23 protein-coding genes are annotated in these 23,600 nt (G+C 39.2%); 4 read left to right on the top strand and 19 right to left on the bottom strand.

Annotation, left to right across the window (positions count from 1 at the left end; translation table 11 throughout):
• Positions 1-185: 185 nt before the first annotated feature.
• From N4J56_RS16845 to N4J56_RS16810, 8 genes are all read right to left on the bottom strand, one after another.
• Positions 186-704 carry a hypothetical protein gene (locus N4J56_RS16845; RefSeq protein ID WP_317107479.1) on the bottom strand — a complete coding sequence of 173 codons (519 nt, stop codon included), beginning with the start codon at positions 702-704 and terminating at the stop codon, positions 186-188.
• Between the two features lie 60 nt (positions 705-764).
• Entirely contained in the window at positions 765-1,202 is a 438-nt protein-coding gene (locus N4J56_RS16840; RefSeq protein WP_317107478.1) for a hypothetical protein, read from the bottom strand.
• Positions 1,203-1,431: 229 nt separating this feature from the next.
• Positions 1,432-2,313: a DUF2382 domain-containing protein gene (locus N4J56_RS16835; RefSeq protein ID WP_317107477.1), complete on the bottom strand. Its 882-nt coding sequence runs from the start codon at positions 2,311-2,313 to the stop codon at positions 1,432-1,434.
• 466 nt (positions 2,314-2,779) lie between these two features.
• Entirely contained in the window at positions 2,780-3,052 is a 273-nt protein-coding gene (locus tag N4J56_RS16830; protein WP_317107476.1) for a transposase, read from the bottom strand.
• Positions 3,053-3,086: 34 nt separating this feature from the next.
• On the bottom strand, positions 3,087-3,305 hold the full coding sequence (locus N4J56_RS16825; RefSeq protein ID WP_317107475.1) for a hypothetical protein: 219 nt from the start codon (positions 3,303-3,305) through the stop codon (positions 3,087-3,089).
• Between the two features lie 48 nt (positions 3,306-3,353).
• Complete coding sequence (locus N4J56_RS16820; RefSeq protein ID WP_317107474.1) at positions 3,354-3,566, bottom strand: hypothetical protein; 213 nt, start codon at positions 3,564-3,566, stop codon at positions 3,354-3,356.
• Positions 3,567-3,611: 45 nt separating this feature from the next.
• The gene (locus N4J56_RS16815; RefSeq protein ID WP_317107473.1) at positions 3,612-4,343 is read right to left on the bottom strand and encodes a transposase; all 732 of its coding nucleotides are present in this window, start codon (positions 4,341-4,343) and stop codon (positions 3,612-3,614) included.
• 41 nt (positions 4,344-4,384) lie between these two features.
• On the bottom strand, positions 4,385-5,251 hold the full coding sequence (locus N4J56_RS16810) for a helix-turn-helix domain-containing protein (RefSeq protein ID WP_317107472.1): 867 nt from the start codon (positions 5,249-5,251) through the stop codon (positions 4,385-4,387).
• A 416-nt stretch (positions 5,252-5,667) separates the two neighbouring features.
• Between N4J56_RS16810 and N4J56_RS16805 the strand changes: the two genes are divergently transcribed.
• Positions 5,668-7,143 carry a helix-turn-helix transcriptional regulator gene (locus N4J56_RS16805; RefSeq protein WP_317107471.1) on the top strand — a complete coding sequence of 492 codons (1,476 nt, stop codon included), beginning with the start codon at positions 5,668-5,670 and terminating at the stop codon, positions 7,141-7,143.
• 58 nt (positions 7,144-7,201) lie between these two features.
• Here the strand turns inward: N4J56_RS16805 and N4J56_RS16800 are convergent, their stop codons facing one another.
• Complete coding sequence (locus tag N4J56_RS16800; RefSeq protein WP_317107470.1) at positions 7,202-7,546, bottom strand: PadR family transcriptional regulator; 345 nt, start codon at positions 7,544-7,546, stop codon at positions 7,202-7,204.
• Positions 7,547-8,470: 924 nt separating this feature from the next.
• Here N4J56_RS16800 and N4J56_RS16795 point away from each other — a divergent pair.
• The 3 genes from N4J56_RS16795 (at position 8,471) to N4J56_RS16785 (ending at position 12,685) form a co-directional block, all read left to right on the top strand.
• Entirely contained in the window at positions 8,471-9,640 is a 1,170-nt protein-coding gene (locus N4J56_RS16795) for a glycosyltransferase (RefSeq protein WP_317107469.1), read from the top strand.
• A gap of 86 nt (positions 9,641-9,726) precedes the next feature.
• A complete protein-coding gene (locus tag N4J56_RS16790; RefSeq protein WP_317107468.1) occupies positions 9,727-11,031 on the top strand; it encodes a glycosyltransferase in 1,305 nt (434 codons plus the stop codon).
• 379 nt (positions 11,032-11,410) lie between these two features.
• Positions 11,411-12,685, top strand: coding sequence for a tetratricopeptide repeat protein (locus N4J56_RS16785; protein WP_317107467.1), 1,275 nt, complete (start codon positions 11,411-11,413; stop codon positions 12,683-12,685).
• A gap of 18 nt (positions 12,686-12,703) precedes the next feature.
• On the opposite strand, the gene N4J56_RS16780 is transcribed toward N4J56_RS16785, so the two are convergent.
• The 10 genes from N4J56_RS16780 to N4J56_RS16735 all read right to left on the bottom strand — a co-directional run bounded on the left by N4J56_RS16780 (position 12,704) and on the right by N4J56_RS16735 (position 23,537).
• Positions 12,704-13,783, bottom strand: coding sequence for a glycosyltransferase (locus N4J56_RS16780; RefSeq protein ID WP_317107466.1), 1,080 nt, complete (start codon positions 13,781-13,783; stop codon positions 12,704-12,706).
• A gap of 7 nt (positions 13,784-13,790) precedes the next feature.
• A complete protein-coding gene (locus tag N4J56_RS16775; protein ID WP_317107465.1) occupies positions 13,791-14,639 on the bottom strand; it encodes a glycosyltransferase family 2 protein in 849 nt (282 codons plus the stop codon).
• 76 nt (positions 14,640-14,715) lie between these two features.
• A complete protein-coding gene (locus N4J56_RS16770; protein WP_317107464.1) occupies positions 14,716-15,258 on the bottom strand; it encodes a hypothetical protein in 543 nt (180 codons plus the stop codon).
• Positions 15,259-15,952: 694 nt separating this feature from the next.
• Positions 15,953-17,164, bottom strand: a complete 1,212-nt coding sequence (locus tag N4J56_RS16765; RefSeq protein WP_317107463.1) for a polysialyltransferase family glycosyltransferase — start codon at positions 17,162-17,164, stop codon at positions 15,953-15,955.
• 5 nt (positions 17,165-17,169) lie between these two features.
• The gene (locus tag N4J56_RS16760; RefSeq protein WP_317107462.1) at positions 17,170-17,703 is read right to left on the bottom strand and encodes an HAD-IIIA family hydrolase; all 534 of its coding nucleotides are present in this window, start codon (positions 17,701-17,703) and stop codon (positions 17,170-17,172) included.
• Positions 17,696-18,541 carry a 3-deoxy-8-phosphooctulonate synthase gene (gene kdsA / locus N4J56_RS16755; protein ID WP_317107461.1) on the bottom strand — a complete coding sequence of 282 codons (846 nt, stop codon included), beginning with the start codon at positions 18,539-18,541 and terminating at the stop codon, positions 17,696-17,698. The genes N4J56_RS16760 and kdsA overlap by 8 nt, the downstream gene beginning before the upstream one ends.
• A gap of 564 nt (positions 18,542-19,105) precedes the next feature.
• Positions 19,106-20,077: a glycosyltransferase family 8 protein gene (locus tag N4J56_RS16750; RefSeq protein WP_317107460.1), complete on the bottom strand. Its 972-nt coding sequence runs from the start codon at positions 20,075-20,077 to the stop codon at positions 19,106-19,108.
• 64 nt (positions 20,078-20,141) lie between these two features.
• On the bottom strand, positions 20,142-21,731 hold the full coding sequence (locus N4J56_RS16745) for a glycosyltransferase (RefSeq protein ID WP_317107459.1): 1,590 nt from the start codon (positions 21,729-21,731) through the stop codon (positions 20,142-20,144).
• Positions 21,732-22,508 (bottom strand): 3-deoxy-manno-octulosonate cytidylyltransferase, encoded by a 777-nt coding sequence (gene kdsB / locus N4J56_RS16740; RefSeq protein ID WP_317107458.1) that lies wholly within the window; start codon positions 22,506-22,508, stop codon positions 21,732-21,734.
• A gap of 36 nt (positions 22,509-22,544) precedes the next feature.
• The gene (locus N4J56_RS16735) at positions 22,545-23,537 is read right to left on the bottom strand and encodes a KpsF/GutQ family sugar-phosphate isomerase (protein WP_317107457.1); all 993 of its coding nucleotides are present in this window, start codon (positions 23,535-23,537) and stop codon (positions 22,545-22,547) included.
• Positions 23,538-23,600 lie beyond the last annotated feature (63 nt).

Raw genomic sequence — 23,600 nt, 5'->3', positions numbered from 1 at the left:
ACAGGTAATCGATAACAAAATTAAAGCCATTCATCCCCAACCGACCGTTAAAATTGGGAGAAATAGCCCCGACTCCTTCTAAACCAAAACCGAGAGAACCAGCTTTACCTGTTACAGTAAAACCATTTCTCGGCTTTGTTTCGGTTAATGCTTGTAGTAGTCTCTCTCACCCATGCAATTTGTACTTACTTACGACCACCTAACCATTTAGCCGCGATCGCACCAAATGCAGCACCGACGAGTGGATTGCTGAGGAATTTCACGAATGCAGGTTGTTCCGCCAATACCTCTTGAAAAATATCGGGATGGTTGTGATAAGCAAATGCAGCTAATTTACTTACATCGTCGGCATTCATCCGGCTGGCGTGATGAGTTGATAGCCCTAGTTGCTTTTCTAAATCGCGATCGTGCAGTCCTCTTTTACCTAAGTGCTTGAAGAAAGCCTGCGCCACATCATCTCTTTCATTTGGTTTAATCTGGGCGATCGCTTTTTGTAGTTCCGGTTCCATCTGGTTTGTCGGAATCCGATCCGGATGGAAAGAGCGTCCGAATAAGCGACGGCGTTCGTCATGGGATGAGCGTTGAGCAAAATCGTCAAAATTTTCGTAATCTTGCTCTAAATTTGTGGGAGCGTCAAGGTTTTCTACATTACCTTGAGCGAGATCGTTCATGACTTCTTTTCTATATTTGTCGCTACTACTCATTTTTTTCTCCTTTTTACAACCGCCATTTGCATTCATAGTCAATGACAAATGACCAACGACCTACTTGTATTCAATCTGATTAGTTTGAGTGTCGTACTTAGCTGTCAAAATTAGCTTTTTATCCGGTGCGTACATCAACACAGTCAAATCTTGGTTGGGGAAATTGCGGCGAAAACCTTGAGCTAGAGATTTTGCTAATGGCTTAACTTCGTTTGGGCGAACTTCAGGTGAGATGACAACACCTAATTTATTGTTGTCGCGCACGTAGGCATCTTTAACCATTCCCCTAGCCGTTTGCACGACCCAACCACCAAAATCTTGTCCGGCTTGAGTATTTCCTCTTGCTATTTGCGAGTAATCTGCACTCCGACTAGCTGTTGGTAGCGTTGTTGTTGGCTGTTTGGCTTGAACTGCACTGCTACAGGCTGTAGTTGTAGTAATAAACAAAACTAACATCAGCACAGTCGCAATTTTCCGAAACCTTTTAATCAAACTCATTTCTACCTCCTACAATTTTCAAATGAATAGAATAGTTATCAGTTGTCAGTTATCAGTCAGGAGTTACGCACTTGAAGTTTCAGACCTCGGCGATCCCTCCTAGCCTCCCTTAAAAAGGGAGGAATAAAGCCCCCAATTTGGCGGGAGTTGGGGGATCGACTGCGTAACTCCTGTCAGTAAAAAGCGGTCAGGAGTCAGGAGTCAGAACTAACTGATAACTGGTCGCTGGTCACTGGTCACTGATAACTGGACGACCATCAGTATCGATATCTAATTCTTCCCTGCGAATCGTTTCTTGTGCTTCCACAGTTTCCTGTTCTACGACCTTTTTAACTCTGACTTCTTCTCTAACGAAGGCTTCTTTGTGGATGTCTGGAACTTCTTCGTACACTTCTACACGGGCAACTTCACCCTCATGGAAGTCAACTTCGCCAGGTGCAACAGCTCTACCTGCATCGGTTGGGGTAATTCTTTCAATCACGACGCGCTCTTTTTCTATTGGAACTGAAACTCGTTCTGTCTCAGTTTCAACGTGCTTGCCGATCGCAACTTCTCCAGTTTTGCGGCGCTGTTTGCTGGCAATCAACCGCTCTTCGTAAAGTTTAATGGTGCGATCGCTATGAGTGCTTGTATCGTATAAATCTCTGTCATGCTCGTAAGTGTAAGTATCGCGGTTATAGCTAGTTGGCGTAGCAGTACCCATCATCGCAGCAGTAGATGCCGGGTCTAGAGGTGCTGATGCATCTAAAGAAGCTTCTGTACGATAAACTCGTCTGACCCGTTCTTCGTAATCGTAGTCTGCTGTCATGCCTTCTGTATATTCGGGTAAGCGATCCGCTTGCTCTTTAGTCAAACCTTTTGCATAGACGCGATGAGCGTTGCGATCGATCCGAGCGCGACCAACTGGCAGTAGTACTTTTTTACCAAAAATCCAGAATCCTACGTCAATAACAAAATACCGAAAATTACCTTGTTCGTCTACTAAAATATCTTTTACTGTACCAAACTTTTCCCCATCCCCTTCACCATAAACATCCATACCTTTGATATCATTTTCTTCAAAGGTACTTTGATAGTCTGTATCGAAATCACTAATGCTTAGTAATGGCATAACTTTCTTCTCCACTTAGAAATGATTCATGAGTAACAAGACAATACACACAACATTAAGCCATCAAAGCCACATTCTTTTCACCTATCCGCAGAATCAAAGTTTGAATTTTTCACTACTCATGCAGATAGATATTTGACTGCGTTATAGCGAGCAATCTCTATTTTCATTGAGTGGCATTCCTTAAGAGTTACAGGGTGTAAGGTTTTTATTATTTTATTTACAATGATTTTACTTTAAGGTTGTCTCTGAAATCGTAGATTTAGAAAAATATATTATTCGATCGATTCAACAGCCCTTACATTTTTAGCTCGAGCTAAAAATGTTAAGATTTTAATGTAAGTATTTTAAATCTAAGCCCCATAACGAAGAAGTGTGACTTGTTTCTAGCAAAAGTGTGACTAAGTGCTAGCAGTAGATGTAAAATTGTAAAACTATTGCTCGGTAAGATTTTGATGCTAAGTAGCTAGGCAGATTTAAACATAAAACGTTCCAGTGTCCATCCCCTTTGTTGACTTCGATTCTCCATGCCCTCAATCATGGCATTCGCTAAATCATACTCGTTATCAAAAATCCTTCCGGCTATTTCATGGGTTTTGAGTTGATGCCACTGCGCTTCAATCAGATTCATATGTGAACTGTATTGGGGAGAAAAAAGATATAGCCCTTTCGACTGCCACTGCTGCCAGTGCTCACGGGCAAGATGACTGGTATGAGCCGAACCATTATCTTGCACCACGACTGTGAGCCGTCCGGTTTGTAGCAATGTCTGCTCACTCTTTTGGGCAAGGAGCGTTCATCACTTTAACATAGCGTTCCTTGTGGAAACTGCCTTGTACCAGAGCATAGTCAAACGACTGCTCTGGTTGCCATATCCCTAGAATACTAATGCGGTCTCCATAGGATTTGACCTGCTCTTCGGTGTTTCTGCTCTCCAATGCGAGAGTAACTATAACTGACTGGACTTTCCAGACAACATCCCGATTCGTCAAGATACTTCAGGTCAATGTACCCTTCACAGGCAGCTAGTTGGAGTGTGTCTAAGTCGGCTTGCTTGAGTGCTTTGTACTCAGGATCTTGTCTGCCCCGTTGCGAGTGTCGAGTCCGCTTCCAACTAAAGCCCTTTTTTTTAGAATGCGGCGAATCCGGTCAGCACTTAGGTTTACCTGTCGTTCTTGCTCTAGCTTCTGGGCTAGCTGTTGACTATTATAGGTTCTGGCTTCTTGCTCTAGGCATTGTTCTAGGTAGGCCATGTCTGCTTCTTGCCATTTGGCTTTAGCTCCTCGTCCACTAGTGGGTCATTTGGTATGAGTGTTGCCATTATTTTTGGCAATAGTTGTCCGCCGAAGAAGGGACGATGCGTACAGGCACCAGAACCACCAAGAGAGTGAAATCTTTGACGCGCTCTGTCTCGACGTTGCGCTCGTAATCCTGCCCAGACAAACGGCGTTGGTTGTTGGTTCCATCCAAAAGTTTTCCAACCACTCAATAATTTGATAGGCTGTTTGCGGATGATGCCCCTCTAGAGCTCGGCGTTTGAGAATTCGTTGAATCGACTCAGCCATATTCAGCCAGCTACCGCCAAGAGGTGTGTAGAGCGGCATGATGCCATGAGCACACAGCCACAATACCAACTGGGGAGTTTTATGTCCGACCAAGTTATCCATCACTAGCAACATTCGCAGTGGCGGTAAGTCGTGTGGGAGTGTAAAGCGTACTTTCAACCCCTGCTGCCAACTTTTCCATAACCGTTGATTTTCTTCAGGCTTGAGTAATCGAGCTGGAGTTGGCAGTGATTGTACAACACTAGCTAATTCTTGCTTGAGCCATTCGTGCAACACAGCATTGGTACAACTGGTAACACCCTTAACTCGTACTTGCCCAGTAGCGGGATGGAATAGCGTTAACAGCTTGGCTGTGCCATTACGGATATATTCATGTTCTTGCCGTGTCGGTTTACCTACTGGCTGCCAATTGCTACCAGGGTAAGGAGCAGTGCCAAATGGTCCCGCCTCGTCTTCGCACCACACACTCAAGCCTAGCTTCTGTCCCTGAGTGTAAGCGCGTTCTATCAGTTTTTTTTTGCCACGGTATCTGGGTCAGTTACTACTACTAGCTTGCCTTTGCGTATGCGCTTCACCTGTCCAGTTTTTAACCAACTGCGGCTCTTTTGCCAGCTATAGCCCGCCTCTTTGAGTACCTGCCAAATTGTATAAGTACTGATTTGGGTTAAGCCATCAGGAGCCTGACGCAAAGCCCGTTGAAGTGTAGCTACTGACCAGGTTGCCGTGCCCTCTTTCTGCCGCTCTGGTTGACGCTGAAATTCGGACAGGATGCGTTGTTTTTCTGGTTCGCTGTATTGCACTACTGCCCCACCGCCATGTCGAGGCTGTAAGGCAGCTAAGCCTTCAACATTGAAGCGACTGACCCACTTGCTGACCGTATCACCACAGCGTAATCCTACTAACTGCGCTGCACTCGTGTAATCAGCCCCAAGAGCCATGGCTAGAATCGCTTTGGCCCGCATGACACTAGCAGATGATTGGGATTGAGAACGGCTCAGTTTTTTCAAGTCGGTTTGTTCTTCATCACTTAACGGTCGCAAAGGTGCTTTTTTTGCCGTGTCATCACAACCTGAAAAACTATGTATCTTCACTTTAATTGACCATCCTTTTATGGCAACACTCATACCAAATGACTCACTAGCATCCCATAATCCACCTAACCCTTGCTGCTGCCAACGGCGGATGGTTTCGCGCACTGTCTGCTCTTGGCACTCAAAAATTTCGGCAATCGCTGGCACTACCCATCCTTGAGCATTGAGTCGAAGCATTTGTGCTCGATCTCGGGTACGTTGAGCAACGGTTTTGGCAACCCGAAGTTCACTCAACGTCCGGTCTTCTGACTCTGTCAAAACGATACGTAAAGGAGCAGGCATGAGTGGTCAAAATCAGCAAGTTTTTGGCTTTTTCTATCTTACGTTTAATTATGCCCTACTACTTATTTAAAGCAAATTTATTCAACCCGTTTTGGAAAAAGTGAGACGATGCTAGTACTTTAGAACTACACTAAATCCAATCGGCTCAAATCTGCTGATGAAGACGGCACTTATGCGATCGCCTATTTTTATCAGTACTACTTTCAGAATATACCTTTTGATAGATAAGATTTATTCGCACACTTTCACTTAGTTAGCATTCCTATAATTAATACTTCAATCAACCCCGCAAGTTCTACCAAATTAGGTAGGAAAATATCGTTGAATCCGGGATATGTTTGTATAGAGATGCAATAATTTGCGTTTCCAGCAAGAGCAAAAAATACGATAAGTGCGATCGGTATACCAAGCAAGAGATGAAATTACCAGAATTACTGCGTAATCGGCTTGGGAGTCTGCTTCAACTGGCAGTAGAAATAGTTATTCTTCGGCGAAATGACACAAGCAAGACCGAAGTAGACCGCGAAGAAACGATAGTTACAGAATCAACTACCACATCACCTCAGACAAGTAAATTGGGGACTGTCAAAAAGATTCTTCTGAAGTCTAGGCAGCTGAAATCTCCAACCAAACCATTCAAGAAAGCTTCTCTGTTTCCAGATGGCAAGACTCGTCTTGCAGCTTTGTCACTCTTGTTGCATGGAGTGGCAGAAGTGTTATCTCAAAAGCGCGATCTACCCTGGAAGACCGAAACCCAAAACAATTTGAGCTATGAAAAAGCAGCTGATGGCAAAAAAGGCACGATCTCTTACTACGTCACTGACAATTTAGAAAACTTGTCTCCTGACACCATATCTGAGTCAGCAGCTTTAGCTGTCATAAATCGATTCGATCCTAGAGCAGGCGCTATTCATCTAATTTATTGCGCCGCTGCTGCAAATCTGCATAATCCGTGGCAAAGTGAGTTTCTATTAGATGATAAACAACTGCTGGAATACACCGGATTAATCAAACGTAGAGATTTATGCAGACATGAGCAACTGACAATTCTGTATGACCTGGTACGACAGCCTGCACAGATATTAGCTCACGTAGTTTGGGAAAAACAAGGTAAGGTAGGAGCCTTTACCGTAGCCGATTTAAAAATCTGGAATGTTAATGTTGCAAGAGATTTTGAGACAGATAAGGCAGGCAATCCGAAGCTGACAGGTTTAAAAGTCATCGTTCAACCTGGATTGTGGGCGAAGTACTTTTTAAATAAGTCTGAGTACTATTACTATACGGGAGTTATTACCAAAAAAACAGTACAAACGCTATTTAGCATTGGTAAGCAAAATGCTGGTGCAGCTCGAATGCTAATTTGGCTGATTTTTCAAGTCAAGCCAGGATACCGCGAAGTCTTTTCCGGCAAATCTCTGATGCAAATTGCGTATGGTATGGCTAAAATTGGGCTAGCAGAGCAAGATCGGCAACTACGACGGCAACTAGCTGACGATCTGGCGACTGACTTGAAAGTAATTGAAGCGGCTGGATGGCGAGTCGAGGTAGAAACTGGTCCAGCGTGGTTGATAAATAACGATGGTGCGAAAAGACCAATCGGCTTCTGGAGCCAGCTTTTAGATACTACATGGCGATTCGATTTACCAGAGGCAGCGCTGGCAGAGATTGCCAAGTCGCCAAACCAGCTTAGAGGCGTGGAACGTCCCAAACAACAGCCGCCATCTGGTGCTGCGATTAGAGAAGCTAGAAAAGCTAAAGGCTGGTCGAGGGCTTTCTTTGCCGCAACAATGGGGAAAAGTATATCTTGGGTTGATGCGATCGAAACCGAGCATCGCCAAGTATCTCAGAAGGATCTGCCTAAATTACTCGAAAAATTGGAGATGAAATCTTAGAAGCGATCGCTCAGCTATCCCGCAGCAGAGACGTTCTGCTCCTAAAAGGCTGACTAATTTATTTACATTTGGTGATGCTATCGCTCCATAATTTTGCTAACTTTCGTGCTTCATCTTGCCATTGGTGATTGAGCCGGAACATTCGTCGGGGACGACCGCGACCTTCTAGTTTTTGCCAGTACCCCGCGATCGCTCCTTCATCTTCGAGAAATTTCAGCGCTGCATACAACACGGTATCGGAGAGGCGATAGCGAGACTCTTCACGTTCGAGCTTTTGAATCAATCCAGAGCCATAAGATTCACCCTCAAGCAAAACTGACAGGATATAACAAACCGCTTGCTCTTGGCAAAGATAAATCTCTGGAGGATTGGCAAAATATTGATAAATATCTTCAAGCTGCATTAAAGGTTAAGGAATTGTAATAAAACAAGATTGACAATTGGGTGCGAGCATCCATTTTGATTTGAAGCTGCAAAGTGTCAAGCACTAACAACGTTGCTAGTCACAAAAATTCCACTGAATTTAGCAAGGGCATGGGGACGAGTATCTCTAGGAGAGCGAGCAGTGCTAGCACCAGTAAACCGTAGTTCACAAAGCGGAATAGTAAGATAGAGTCTATTCCTTGTCTTGTGTTTGATGTTTGAGTTTTGCATATTTGTCAAGATAATTTCGTTCCTTGTTCTGAACTTGTCTATAACTTTTATGTCCTGAACTTTTCTGTAACTTTTATGTATTGACAAAAACTGACTTATAACTGAACATGATGATAAAGCAATAATATAATTATTAAATTTATGGCAGTAATAAACATTATTCAACAGAGATATTATCAACTAATTTAGCCATTAATACTAAATTATTAATACGAGTAAAGCAGCGCTACAGGCGTGATAGATCGCGGCGTTATGGATTGTGAGAGAAGACACTAAGAGTGCACTTAAGCAACACCAGTCAGAATCTGAAATATTTTTAGTTCATCGTTGATTCCTACCATTTAATAATATTTATTGTGCAAAAAGTACATACTGTTAGTTCAGTTTGAAGTTTTATTAGACAGTATGGAAACTTGGATGTTATGTGACAATTTAAAAGTAGCAATCCAGGTTTTTTATGACATTTAATTTCTATTAAGCTGCGTCTTTAATCCCTGCATAGGTGCAATTGTTGAGATACAACTTGCGCTAAGAAAATTATTATAAAAGTTAATTCGATTTTTCTACCATTTAATGTGAGATGTTTCAACGTTTCAAATAGTAAGAAAACACAGCATTTAAAAAAGTTCCATGTGTTTTTGCCAATAGTTCAATTCTCAAAAATATTACTTCAATGCTAGCACCCATCAATCAAGCCAAGGTTTTGCTCTGTGGCAATATTTCTCGCGTAGATCGTCGCTCTCAAGCTCTCATCGAGTTTCTATATGGTTCCAAAAATTATTTTGTTTCTCAATTATGTCCTAGCTTTTATTATATAAACTTAAGCATTCAGAGTTCTTTGTTTGAGAAAATATTAACTAAGTTTTACTGGATTGAACTTTTAATAAAAGCTGCATTTGCGGATGTGATTTACCTATTGCCAATGAATACTATTTTCATCAAAAGTACTATTTTTGCAGCAAAGCTTTTTAGGAAAAAAGTAATAGTTGAAATGTATATCTCGCTTTACGATACTGAAGTGAGGGACAGAAAAAGAGTTGGCGACGGAAGCAAACTCGCTAAATCATATATTGAAAAAGATATACTAGCGTTAAAGAAATCAGACTATCTCATCCATAGCTCTAATCAAGAGTTAACTTACTGGGAACAGATTCTGAATACTGATATTGACAGAAAAAAAGTGTATATAGCTCCTCTGTGTAATGTTTCTTGTTTGCTCCCCAACAGAAGCTGGATGCAAGATGGTAAATTAAATATTTGTTGGTGGGGAACATTTATTCCTTTACATGGATTGGATAACATATTAGAAGCAATAAAAATTTTGCGAGAAAGAAACCTGCAATTTACTTGTAACTTTTTTGGTGTAGACAATAAAGCTTTTTACGATTATGTAGAAAAAGTTCGGTCATGTCATCTTGAATCTATAGTTTTTCTTAGGAAAGACTTAAACTTTATTAATGGTTCCTTGCCTAAATATCTAGTGAATTATTGCGATTTAGCATTAGGTATTTTTGGTAATACAGATAAGGCATATCATGCTATTCCTAATAAGTTGATTGAAGCCCTCTCATTAGGATTACCTACATTAACCATGAATTCCCCGGCTTTGAGAGAGTTTTTTAATCCAGAAACAGAGCTATGGACTTGCGAAACCACACCTGAGTCGATTGCTGAATCAATTGTGTCGATCGCTAGCGGTTCGGCTTATTCTGTAGACTGGAAGCAAACTCGTGAAAAAGTATTAGAGACATTCAGTCTTGCTCGATACACAGAGGTTGTGTCTGAAGTTTTAGCAAAAGCAACTAACAATCTTCCAAAAAGAGAAGTGACTCGATTTAACTAGTGTTTTTGCGATCGCAAATATTACATATACTAGCGCTACCAAAGCGAAAGGTTAAGCATGAAAATACGAGTAATAGTATATAGGTTTTGCCTGTATTAATCATTGGCATCATCAAAAAACCACCTATCAAAGAAAGTAAAATGAAAACACTAAAATCTCTAATTTATGTGTCTAAAGGAAACCTACCATCAAAAATGGCTCACTCAATTCAAACTGCTAAAATGGCGCAGGCTTTTTCTCAAAAAGTTGAAAATTTTGAATTGGTCACTAGCGGAGATATTTTTTCAGTTTTAAAAGGCATAGACTCAGAATTTCAAGCTTGGTATGGTTTGTATTATAAATTTAAATTAGTTCGCATACCGATGCATATTAAGATCGAGTATCCTTTTCCCCAAAATTATGAAAATTTTGTCTTTTATAAACTGGCTATTTTATACGCTTGTTTTAAAGCTCCTTTCTTAATTTACACTCGTTCGTTTCCTGTGGTTGAAATTTTGCTAAGAATGTGTATACCTGTGCTTTGGGAATGGCACGAACCAGTTTCAGAAAAACTTAGTTCTACATGTAAAGAGTTATTCGATAACAAGAACTTGCTTGGTGTTGTTACCACATTGCCTCAACTTGCAGAGAACTATTTAAATCATGGTTTGCTTCCTGAAAAAACATTGGTAGCTCCTAATGCCGTAGACATCAAAAATTTTCTTCCTTATCACACTAAATCTTTAGCCCGCCAAAAGTTATCTTTACAACAAGACAGTCAAATTATCTTATATTCAGGGCATTTGTACGATTATAAAGGAATACCAACAATTTTGAAAACTGCTAGTCTGATGCCAGAATGTGAATTTGTTTTAGTAGGAGGATGGATTGATGATATTAACCGGGTAAAAGCAACTTGTCAACAGATGAATTTACAAAACATACAATTTTTCGGTCACGTACCACAATCTGAGCTAGCACTATATCTATATGCCGCAGACATTCTAATTCTTCCTACCAGTAAGTATTGGGAACTAGCTGAAGCTACTTGTCCGTTGAAGTTATTTGATTATATGGTTGCTAAAAGACCAATTGTCGCTTCAGCTTTACCGACTATAGCAACAGTATTGCGACATAGAGAAAATGCACTGTTGGCAGAACCTGACGAACCACTCTCATTCAAATTAGCAATAAATACTCTGTTGAATAATCCTTTATTAGCTAATACTATTGCCGACCGTGCTTTTCAAGAAGTACATAATTTTACTTGGGATGGACGAGCGGATCGAGTTTTGCAGTTTGCAACTGAAAGGCTACAGAAGATTGAGAAAAGTAATACTAGTTACATGGGAAATTTACTTAAATACATCACGTTGAAGACTATTTCACCTCATAAGTTAGTAAAGCTATAACTTTTGTCACTTACAGTATTAAGCTTTGCTGCGATCGCATAGGTAAGAGGAGATTGAAAAATTATCCAATATACTGCTACAAACGAAACTGAAACAAACGTCTTCTATTGACTAAAATTGTTAGAGCGCACTCTGAGTGTCTTCTCTTAACAACTCGTAGATTGTGTAGTGCTAAATTACCTCTATATAAGAGAACTTTGACACTTAGATTTAGGTCATACCAATATGTTCTCTTGATAGATAAAGTTTGTCTATACAGAAAAGTTCAGGAGTATTATCATTTCCGTCAGATGTAATACATATATTGTTCTTAGCAACAGATAACTCCGAGCTATGAGTCAAAGTATTCACATATCCAGTCGAAGTATCCAAGTAAATTATGGTAGAAGAATTTCAAGCTTGGCAGTACAAGCAATATGGTTTACATGCGTTATTTGAAGGTAATGTTAAAACAGCGCTTTTATATTTTAACAAAGCTCTTAAGCTCGATCCGAGTTTGGTAGAAGTTATATACAATCGAGGCAACCTTTATAGTATTTTAAAAATGTCAGATAAAGCAATTTCTGACTACGATCTAGCCATAAAACTCGATCCGCAACACTATAAAGCTTATATTTGCCGAGGAATAACTTACCTAGAGCAAAAGCAGAATGCTGAAGCTGCTATTGCTGATTTTACTAAAGCAATCGAGGTTGACTCAAATAAAATTCAAGCGTATGTTAATCGAGCAAATGCTTACAGCTACTTAAATGATTATAATACGGCACTAAAAGACCTTTCTACGGCTATTGATATTGCACCTGATCGCAGTGATAGCTATTTGAATCGAGGCTATATATGGGTGAGAACTGGAGATTATCGGGCTGCGGTGGCTGATTTCTCTCAAGCGATCGCGCTTAACCCTGATTTTGCTATTGTTTATTTGAATCGAGGTAATGCTTACAAAAAATTAGCTCAAACACAAGCAGCATTAAATGATTATGCAGCGGTAATTCATCTAGATAAAACTAATCCTAAAAATGTTGTTGCTGCCCATATATATCGCGGAGAGATTTTAGAATCTCTGGGAAAATTAGCCGCAGCTTTTTCTGAATACGATCGCGCCATCGAGTTGTGTCCTAACGAGCATTTTCTGCAACATAAGCGCGGGGCATTGCTATGTCAATTCGGACAACTATCATCTGCTTTAGAGCATTATAATAGAGCGATATCACTAGATCGTAAATGCATGTACTGTTACGCAGGTAGAGCTTGGGTTAGAAAAAATCTAGGTGATATTTCAGGAGCGATCGCTGATTGGAGTCAGGTAATTGAACAGAATCCAGAAAATGTTTTAGCTTATATAGAAAGAGGAGAACTTTACTTTCAAAGTAATCGCTTGAGAGCAGCTAAAGCTGATTACACAAAAGCAATTCTTCTCGAACCTGACGAACCACACTTTTACGTTATAAGAGCTGAAGTGAATTTATCGTTAAATTATCTAGTAGCAGCGTTGAAAGATTGCGATCGCGCTATAGAAATTGCTCCCGATTTTGCCCGAGCTAACTTTATTAGAACTTTAGTTAAGCTACGTTCTAAGAAAATAGGAACTGCTGTCAGCAATGCAAATCGCTCTGCTACCTTATTAAAAGCGAAAGGCAATTTAGAAAAATAAAGTGGAGCTAACAAAGCTTTACCTTATCATTATGCGGATCAAATCGAACCATTCTTCAAAATTATCACTCACTACTAATTTTTTCCTCCGGTCTACAATTCCTTCGGCACCTACAGCAGTAGCAATAACTGGCAAGCCAGCTTCTAGCATTTCTAGGGTTTTTAGTTTAATCCCACCTCCCTTAAATAGAGGAACTATTCCAATTTCAGCTTTTTCAAAAAACTCAGTTGGATCTTCAACAAATCCTGTAACTATAATCTGTTTACAAGCAAGTGCCAAAACTTTTTGAGAGGGACTAGAGCCAACTATGTAAAGTTTGAAATCTCGATCGTGTTGAAGCAACTTCTTAAAACACTGCTCGACAAAGGTAAGAATTGCTTGTTCGTTCTCTGGTCTTCCTATAGCTCCCCAGAACAAGAGACTTTTTTTCTCTATCTTTTCTAAGCAACGCTGCACTCGATACACAAAACAACTAGCTTGGTGAGGCTTAATAGTAATCCTTTCATTGGGTATAGAAAATAAAGAAGTTAAAAGGTCGCGATCTTTGGTAGATGATACCCATAATTCAGCGACACGGGAGTAGAGTTGACGTTCATAATGGAAAGTTCTAGCTACTTCAATACCATAGAAAAAATTAGTGACAGACTGTCTCAAAAAAACTTGAGTCCACACATCTCTTAAACTAATTACAGTCTTCGTTTGAGTAGGATTAATATACTTCTCAATGGCTTCAAAATATATAGCAGCATGAGAACATTCAAAATGAATTGTATCATAAATATTAGTTGCGAGAAGTTTGTGAATAGTTCTCTCGACTGTATTAAGAAGACGAGAAGCAAACTTCACGGGAATTTGATAATGAGTTAAGCAATTAGCAATTTTGTCGAACTGATGGAGTGGATATGTGTAGAGGTTACTACCAAATTTTGCAACTAAATCTTTGGCAGCGTCCACCTCAACTTTGTTAGCTATAACTACTACATCAACGGCTTCACTAGCAATGGCATATTCTGCAAGATGTGTAAAGGCAATCCTTTGTCCAGCTTGTGGATATTGGTTAGTGGGAGCCTGGGCAGAGATAAACAAGATTCTTGACATAGAAAAACTACCATTTACCATAAGTATCCGACACTGGCTTTCCAAGATATCTACTTAGAAAAGACTTCAGCTTTCTAGCTAGTGGAGGTTTAAGAAAATACCTAGTTGGGAGCGCAAATAACTCATTGAAAACCCAGGCTCTATATACGTTCCATCGCTGAAGCTCCATCTCCCTAGAAAATTGGTTAGCATGGCTACAGCTAATCTTCCAGCACTCCCGAATTAATTTAATTCTATCAAAGGGTTTGGCAGAAGAACTCATTCCACTTAATGAATAAGAGGCAAGTGGCGTACTCACGTAATGGAAATTTACGCCAGATACAAATAAGCGAAGAATCAGATCGTAATCTGCTGCGATCGGGTATTCTAAGTTATACAAGCCTACTAAATTATATGCTGACTTTGTAATAAAGCAAGATGGATGGTTGAGCGTAAATCTAAATAAAAGTTTATCTAGATCGCCAGGAACGAAAGTAGCAACATATTCTCCTTTATAATAATTTGTTATAGGTGAATAGAGAACGGAAATGTCGTGATTTTGACAGAATTCTTGCTCGACGGTTGCGATCGCATTATCGTGGTACCAATCGTCAGAGTTAATTATGCCTATAACATCACCTGTTGAATGGTTTATTCCCTTATTCATGGCATCATAAGGACCACGATCTGGTTCTGAAATAAACAAATTTATCTGGTCTGCATACTTTTTTATGACTTGAATAGTACCATCAGTTGAACCACCATCAATTACAATATATTCTAAGAGAAAGGTTCTTCTTTGGGATATCACACTCAGTATCGTTTTTTCAATTGTTGTTACAGAATTGAAAACTGGAGTAACAATAGATATTTTCATAAAATTGCTATGTTGAGATAGCTAAACTCGAAGCATATATGTAGATAGAGCGATTTCATTAATAAATTCTAGATCGTTAATATGGGTGTAATCTTTTACTTTTTGAAGGTAAACTTAAAATCAAGATAAAAAGCGTGAGTGTTGCTCCTTGTAAAGAACTATGTAAAAATAAAGTAAAAGTCAAATATGAATAAATATATTTAAAATTATCTTTATGATAAAATCGCATGACAACTCTTACAAAACCGAAAAAATACAAGCAACTAAAGGGAACCCCAGTATAGGCAAAAACTTCAAGAAATGATTGATGTATTAATAAGCGAAGTGGTTGAAACACGCTTATGTAAGTATCTCTATAACCCTGGAGAGCTAGTACTGGATTGTTCAAATAAGATTGAATTAGAAAAACGTTTGCTTCAAATCTATCTAAATTAGAACTATCATTAAAAGAATTAAAAGAGAATAGACGACTAGCTCCACTATCGTATAATAAATTGGAAGTTTCTACGTTTGTAATCCAATAATAGCTGAGTAAGATTACTAAAAAGTTAGCAGCTATAAAAACATAAGCAAAGTGAATTTTGCTGATTATTTTTGAGAATGGAGCTTCAAATAACAAAATTAGAAAAAAAAAAACGCATATACTAATAAAATAGTTTCGACTAAGAAAAAAACCTACACAAAGAAGCGATAAAACTATACCAATTCTAAATTTATTTTTATAGCAGAAAAAGAAGAATAACAACATAAATAATCCTGATATGTTGTGATCTCCAACACTTAAAAGTAATTCTCGCTACACCATCAAAAACTGATTTCTATATACAACTAATTGATAAAGAATTGAAGGTAAACAAATCCAATATAATATAGTAAGATAGTTTTTTAAGCAATGTAGGTTTATCATCATTAAAACCAATTAGAATAAAGCATATAGGTAGCGTGTATCTAAACAAAACTAAAGATGATACTGGTAATGAAGAAGCTATTAAAATCAAACACACAATTATAGTGTCTATAAGCTTTATTTTGGTCTTATAAACAATAAGTTGTAAAATTAAAACAAAAGCAATTATTGGTAAAAATAGTTTGGCATGTGGAAAAAAAAAAGATTTAAATGGAATTACAAATATAACTACCAAGCAGTATAAAATCAAAGCATATCGAAAGTAATTCAATTGTTCGCGTATACCACTTGCTTTTGTCGAGTTAATTCTTTTGCTTATTTCCATAGTCTTTTAGAATGATAGAAAGAAGTCTTAAAGAATACAATAGATTGCATGACTAATCTTAAATTTCATAGGGCGATCGCCCTATATCTGTTGAAGTAAGTAATTAAGCTCTAATTCATGCTGTATTCTTTTACTGACTTGTTCGTCATAAAATGATTGATGTGTAATATCACTACCAAAACCGATAATGCAAGGAAGATTAAAAAGAAATTTCAAAGATAAACAAGCAGAACTAAATGCAAATATTTTTATATCGCAATGAGGTACTAAGTTTCGATCCAAAAATACTTCCATTAAAAAGAGTTCAAAAGGGAGAAAAAACCAACTTAGCTCGGAAATCACTATCACTTCTGAAAAGAGTCCATTTAGGCTATATTGTAATTTTTCTATTTTAATTGCGCTATCTCTTGGATGTGGCTTTATTATCAAAATTGGATTGTCTTCTCGTTTATGAATTTTAAGGAACTTTTGATATGCAGTAATTTCATTTTCCTCAGACATTCTAGTTGCCTCAGAAAAATTTGAGGTCAGCAAAATGGATACAGAATTGTTTGCAAGCTTTGTCCGCAAGTTATTAATGTAGTCTGAGTCTACGACCTTTCCGACAACTCCTCTTAATCTTTGGAAAATATTAAGTGTAACTGCTTTGTTTACCGTAACTACTTCCATAGGAGGAGACTCGCTCAAAGTATTAAAATTAGATATTGTGAAATAGCCAACATCGAAATTTATTTCGTCGATCGAATTTTTGGTATATATAAATGATTTTAACAAGCGCTTTAATTTATAACTTAAACTTCTTGGTTCAACTTGAAGAACAGTAGAAGAAGCTGAAAGATACAAGCCAATACTATCTCCATAGCAGATTTTTTTAGCCGATTCATAAACATTTAGCAAAAGTCGATCCCAGATATCGTAGTTTTTACTTAGATAAATTTCATCTGCTGATGAAATACCAGTTAATTTGTGAACTAAAGAGAAAACTTGCTGAATATTTGAAAGATTTAGCCTCACAAGATTTAGTTTTGCCTGGAGCGCCTGCATTTGCTCGGGCTGGATATACACAATTTCCCGCCAAGTGCAGACTTCTTCTGCCATGTTTTTGATGAAATTAGCAAATGTATTGCTCTGATTTTCAGGCGTTCTAAGGTCGTAAATCACTAGGTAGTTATCATATTCAACGTTCGTACCTTGTTGCTCTTTCTCTCGGCAAGTCAGCGCTGATAGAGCTGTGATGAGTTGAATGCTACCCTGGCAAGCCACAAGTCGCTTTAGCCTTGTTGGAGTGTACATCTTCTTCAAGCAAAAATAAACTGGTTTTTGAAGTTTAAACGAGAGTTTATCAAAAGGTCGCAGATTTCTCTAACTGCACCTTGCCCACCAGACTTTCTAGTAACGTATATAGCGAGTGCTTTGTTCTCAGGCATGGCATCAGCAACTGTAAAAGGACACCCTACCGTTTGTAATACTGGAAGATCGTTGTCATCATCCCCAACATAAGCAACTTCGGATAGAGATAAGCTTAGTTGTACGCACAAATCTTTTAGTACAGACAACTTATCTTCTACATTGATAAAACTATGAGTAATTCCTAATTTTTGACTACGATGGAGCGTTGACTTTGAAGAGTTAGCTGAGATTATAGCTACTTCTATGCCAGATTGCCTTAATTTTTTCAGTCCTTGACCATCCTTTATGTTAAACTTCTTCAGTTCTTCTCCACTCTCTGTGTAGTAAAGACCACCATCTGTCAACACACCATCAACATCTAGCGCTAGAAGCTTAATCTTCAATAGGCGCGATTGTAACTCAGGCTCAGTGATTTTAAGCATTAAACTCAGCTTGACTGGCAATTTCTAAACCAGCACGTACACATAGTATTTGTTTAAGAATATGTTCGAGGTTTACTAGAGGAATCATGTTTGGTCCATCACTAGGTGCTAAGTCAGGGTTTGCATGAACTTCCATAAATAGTGCATCGATACCAACAGCCGCTGCTGCCCTCGCTAAGTAGGGAACGAATTGTCTTTGCCCCCCCGATTTGCTACCTTGTCCTCCCGGTAATTGCACGCTATGAGTAGCATCGAAGACAACAGGATAATTAAAACTCCGCAATTGGGGCAAAGAGCGAAAATCTACCACTAAGGTATTGTAACCAAAGCTCGTACCTCGCTCAGTCAATAGAATACGCTTTGTCCCACCAGCTTCTAGTTTGCTAATGACATGTTTCATATCCCAAGGAGCGAGAAACTGACCTTTTTTGACATTGATAGCTCGACCCGTAGCTGCTGCTGCAAGTAACAAGTCTGTCTGACGGCAGAGAAAAGCCGGAATTTGCAACACGTCAACAACCTCAGCTACAGTTGCCGCTTGATAACTTTCGTGAATGTCCGTCAAAGTCGGCACTCCGATTCTATCTTTGACCAGTTGTAAAATTTCTAGCCCTGCCTCTATAGAATGACCTCGAAATGAGTCTAACGATGTACGATTTGCTTTATCAAAAGAAGATTTAAATATAAAAGAAATACCCAGGCGATCGCATATTTGGCGAATTTTTTCTGCCATTTTTAAGGTAAAATATTCTGATTCAATAACGCAAGGACCACCAATTAGAGTTAATGGATAGCCATCACCAATTGAAAGGGTGTCTGTAATTTGTGTACAAGCCATAAACTGCTCTCTTTTTTTAGATAGCGATTAGACAAATTTTCTAGGTGATATCCATCCTTCGTTTCAAAAGGTAACACCTTAAAAAAATTAATATTTGTGTTTGTTCTAAAATGACTAGATAGCAATTTAAACATAACTGTTACATGCAGTTTAAATTCATGCTTACAACCAAACTTTAACCTAAATAAACTGACTTTTAAACTAAAAGAAACCGCCAAAAATGAACAACTGCAATATCTATATGCTGATTTAATCGCCAAAGTTTGTCGATATGGAAAAGTTCAGTTTTTTTATACGAGCGTTAAAAATACTTCTCAAGCGCTCGAATTTGAACATTGACAACAACTCGATGTACTCACTTGAGCTGATTTGATGCGTGTACCTTATATAGATATATTTCACAAATCTACATTTTAATGTATGTATTGTAAATTTTTCAGAGTGCTGATGCACATTTTTAGATTAAATACGCAATTTTAAATATAGTTTATTAAAATGACGAGTCTATAAATTAATCAGTTATGTGATAGTAGTTACCCTGGACAAATCTCAAGAGGTTTCTAATCACCGTGAAAGAGATAGATGCCATGCAAAACTCTTGAGCAGGGATTTTATGTTTTCTCTAAATCGTCGTAAGCCTAACCTTATTATGTACTTCAATGGTTTTTTAGGTCGCCAACCTGACCAAGATGTCATATCAAGATACTGAAAGAATAAATCTTTAGCTGGATGTTCGCAGTAGTAGTGCCAAGGCTTGATGGCGGTTGCAAAATGAACAATATAAGGCTGTTGAATCACAGATTTATACATCTCTTCAGTGAAAGGACTGTCTTTCCACGATCGATATTTATACACGCTAGGAGTTTGATTCCAACGTGGATCGAGTTCTCCCCACTTACCTACAAGAACTGCATTTACTCCGTCTTGATCCCAGTTTAAAACATGTTCTTTATTCTGCTCAAGATACTCAATGGCTTGGGTGCTGATATTTTCTGTTCGCCACTTTTCCAAGTTAAATACCATCACTCCAGCATTTAAATACTTGGCATGAGGAGGAATTCCTAATTCTTTATAGTTATGAAGTCCACCGCGAGGATTTGATACTTCACGTATTCCCATATCTTGAACTGCTAGTAGATAGTTGTTATCAATATCTATAGCCCATAATTTTTGTAAATCTTGGTTAACAACTAAATCACAATCTAAATAAATTGCCTTTTTTATTTGCTGTGGTAATAGATCGGGAATAAGTAACCGATAGTATGTTGCAACTGTAACATGACCTGAAACTTTCACTTTACTGAGAGTAGAGTCAGTTGGCAGCAACCATTCAATAACAATTTGTTGTGAGTCCAGCGACTTTAATATTTTCTGTTTGCTAACTTCTTCAATACCACCATCTATTACAAAACAAGCTATCGTTTGTGAATTTTTAAGATTTGCAAGTATAGATTTGAGTGTCACAGATAAAGGAATTACATAATTATTATCAGCAGCACATACGACTACAATAGATTCTATGTCTGAAGAAGTCATTGCATTAGCCTTAATTTAATATTTATTTTCTTGGCGATCGCGTACGTGCATGTAGTTAATTCATTTAAAAGTTTTTCAAACTAATTGTACGCACTAAGTTTTTAACTACTTGCTTAATACTACTGGATCTATTGTTCAAAGGATTATTATAATCTTCTATATCAGAATAGCAAAACAACTCTAAATTAAGCTTTTTTGTTCGAGATAAAGTTTTAGTTTCTTCAACCTGCCGTTGATAAGCCAGGTAAGTGCTAGCTTCTCTTTCAACGAACTGAGTAGGTACTAATCCTTTAGGCTTAAGCAAGGAATTCAATTTCTTTTGTTTTGCACTCGAAGAATTACCTAAAACTAGAAATAAACTACAGCCAAATATACATGGATTGAGCTGCTCGATCAGAGGCTCTATATGTGATACTTCTTTAGGTAGATCTATTATTATTACTTCAAAGTCTTCTGTGATATTAGCAAGCTCTTGTGGTGAATTGACCAACGTAATCTGAAATTTGGGTAAGTCGGATAAATCTGCAACCAACAGTTCATTTTTACTTTGATAATAAAGTAAATCGATTTCAAAATTTACTCTGTGGAGTTCCTGTAGCAGCTCGTAAATTTTTAACCTTGAATAAAAAGCGGTTTCATTAATTTTCCTGCTGGCGATACTAGTGACTCTAACATCATCTTGAGCCGAGAAAATTGGTGGGATATTTTCTCCATTGAAAACGATCTGATTAAACCGATCGACAAGAATTTCAGGATGATATTTTGCCATGAATAATTCATGCCCTTTTCGAGCAATTTCTGCTGCTTCATCGGGATGACTGAGGTAGTATTTTATCTTGTCGAGCAGTTCTTGCTTGGAGCCGTAACACTCTAAATGTACTCCTTCTTGAAACAGCAAAGGCAGACCAGATTGTAGAGCGAGGCGATCGGTTAGTAAAAAACCTCCTACCATAAGTACTTCATAAACCCGCCGATTCAGATCTCCATTTAAGCTACAATTCAGCACGATTTTAGACTGAACGTATATATCCAAACATTCTGCATAAGGACTGCCGCTAAAATCTACATTTATTTCGGCTTCCTGTAAAAACTTTAAGAACTCACGACGATGATAGTGGTTACTATCGACAGCACCTCGAAAGATTACATCGTAAGTTTTGTCTGTTACTGGTTCTGGTACGTAGGGAGGAATTGAGATCGCTCCTGGCATCCAAAATACATTCGGTAAACCAGCTTCAACAAAAAAATGAATGTGATGGCGGGTATAGCCCGTCCAATGATATTGACAGCCCACCAACTTAGCATACTCAATTAAGTTTTGAATTGGGCGAGGCATATGATGGCTATCAATTAGCTTCATCACTGATGGACACGTTAAGCTGGTAATTCCCACAGGTATCGGGGGATTCTGTACTAGCATTAACGTCGAACTGATGGAAACTAGATCGGGCCACCACCCAGAGGGCAACTGTTTTAGAATGAGATCGATTTTAAACTTACCATGAGGTAGAGCGATCGCCTTCCCTGCTTCAACAGCTTCAACAGGCGGATCCATGCAAGCATAAATGTTGCTTTGGTTCTCCGGTATAAAACCATTGTCACGAGGATAGTACTTCGACAGCGTTAGAACTTTAATTGTTTTACTAGAACTCATTTATTCAGCCTCTAAAATTCCGGCTTTGATTGCATCAGTTTGAACTGGAGTGACTCTTTTAGCTAGCAATACCTGAACCTGTAACAGATCCTCTGGCGTATTGATTTCAGTAGTCGATGTTTGAGTGTGGCAGACAGTTATTCGATAACCATGCTCTAAAACACGCAGTTGCTCTAACCCTTCACAATCTTCTAGTGGTGTAGGCGCTAATTTGGTATACATTGCTAAAAAATCACGCCTGAAAGCATAGAGTCCCAAATGATGAAAGACAGGCGCTGGTTTATGGTTGCGATAGTAAGGAATTGGCGCACGAGAGAAATAAAGAGCGCGATCGCGACGATCGCATAGTACCTTGACCGCGTTAGGATCGCCGTAGTCTTTCTCTGCTAGAGGGCAAGCTAGAGTCGTCATGTCTGGCGGGTTACCGCGCAGATAAGGTTTGACTAGCTGTGTTAGCATTTGTGGAGTGACAAACGGTTGGTCACCCTGAACGTTAGCGATCGCAGTCATCTCAGGATAACGTTCCGCTACCTCCGCGACTCGGTCTGTCCCTGTAGCGTGGTCAGTACGAGTCATCTCCACAACACCGCCAAAACTCCACACGCACTCTGCTATATCTGCATTATCCGTAGCTACCACGACTTGATTAAACGCACGACAGCTGAGTGCCGCTTCATAAACCCATTGCACCATGGGGCGATCGCCAATCTTTACCAAGGGTTTGCCAGGAAAGCGCTGTGAGTTGTAACGAGCTGGAATTACTGCCAAAATTTTCATTTCAACTGCTCCAAGAAGCGAAACATCAAGCAGTTTTTAGAGACCGCTACGCACAATATCATGCAGCCTCAGCAGACCGAGGCATTGCTGTTCTCGATCGACCACTGGCAACACAGAAAGCTGTTGTGGTCGGTTTTCCATTAATTGCAGCGCGTTGTAAGCAAGGAGATCGGGAGAAACTACCGTTGGATTACTTGTCATCATTGTGCCTGCACTTAGGGTTTCTATATTAGTAAGGCTGACCTTCTGCAACCAACGCCGTAAGTCTCCATCTGTGATAACGCCGACTAGATATCCTGTATCATCAACGACGTTCACTGCGCCAAGACCACCTTCGCTAATCGCACGCAGTACTTCAAACCAAGATGCCTGTGGTACGACTTTGGGATTGTCCGAACCACCATGCATCAGATCGCAAACTCTTAAAGTTAGACGTTTGCCCAAACGTCCTGCGGGATGATTAAAGGCAAAATCTTGTGAAGTGAAACCCTTAACTTGGATCAATGTCATTGCTAATGCATCCCCAAGTGCCAATGAAACTGTAGTACTCGTTGTCGGTGCTAAGTTGAAAGGACAAGCCTCTTTATCGACAGACGTGTCTAATGCAACATCGGCACTACGAGCGAGGGTTGACTTGAGATTGCCAACCAAGGCAATAAAAGGAATCTGTCGATATTTAAGATATGGTAGTATGCCTAAGATCTCGTCTGTTTCTCCACTGTTACTGAGAATTATAGCGACATCCCCAGCAGAAACAATTCCTATATCTCCATGCAGAGCATCAGACGGGTGCAAGTAAACTGCTAGTATCCCCGTGCTAGTGAGGGTAGCTGCAATTTTTCGTGCCACAATTCCTGACTTGCCAACACCGATCGCCACGACTTTGCCTTGACAATTAGCCAATAGCTGTACTGCTTGTTCGACTTGTTCCGACTGAAGCCGATGCGCCACACGAGCGATCGCTTCTGCTTCCAATTTCAAGAGTTCGGTAACTTGTTTGAGGTAAGGCTGACTCAATATTTGTTGCATTATTAACCTGCGGCTATAAAAAGCCCATATGAGATTTGAGAGAGTACAACTTTGAGAGAGGAC

Source organism: Chroococcidiopsis sp. SAG 2025, from assembly GCF_032860985.1.
Lineage (GTDB): Bacteria > Cyanobacteriota > Cyanobacteriia > Cyanobacteriales > Chroococcidiopsidaceae > Chroococcidiopsis.
The sequence above is the reverse complement of the archived record's forward strand: the minus strand, read 5'-3'. Positions and strand labels throughout refer to the sequence as shown.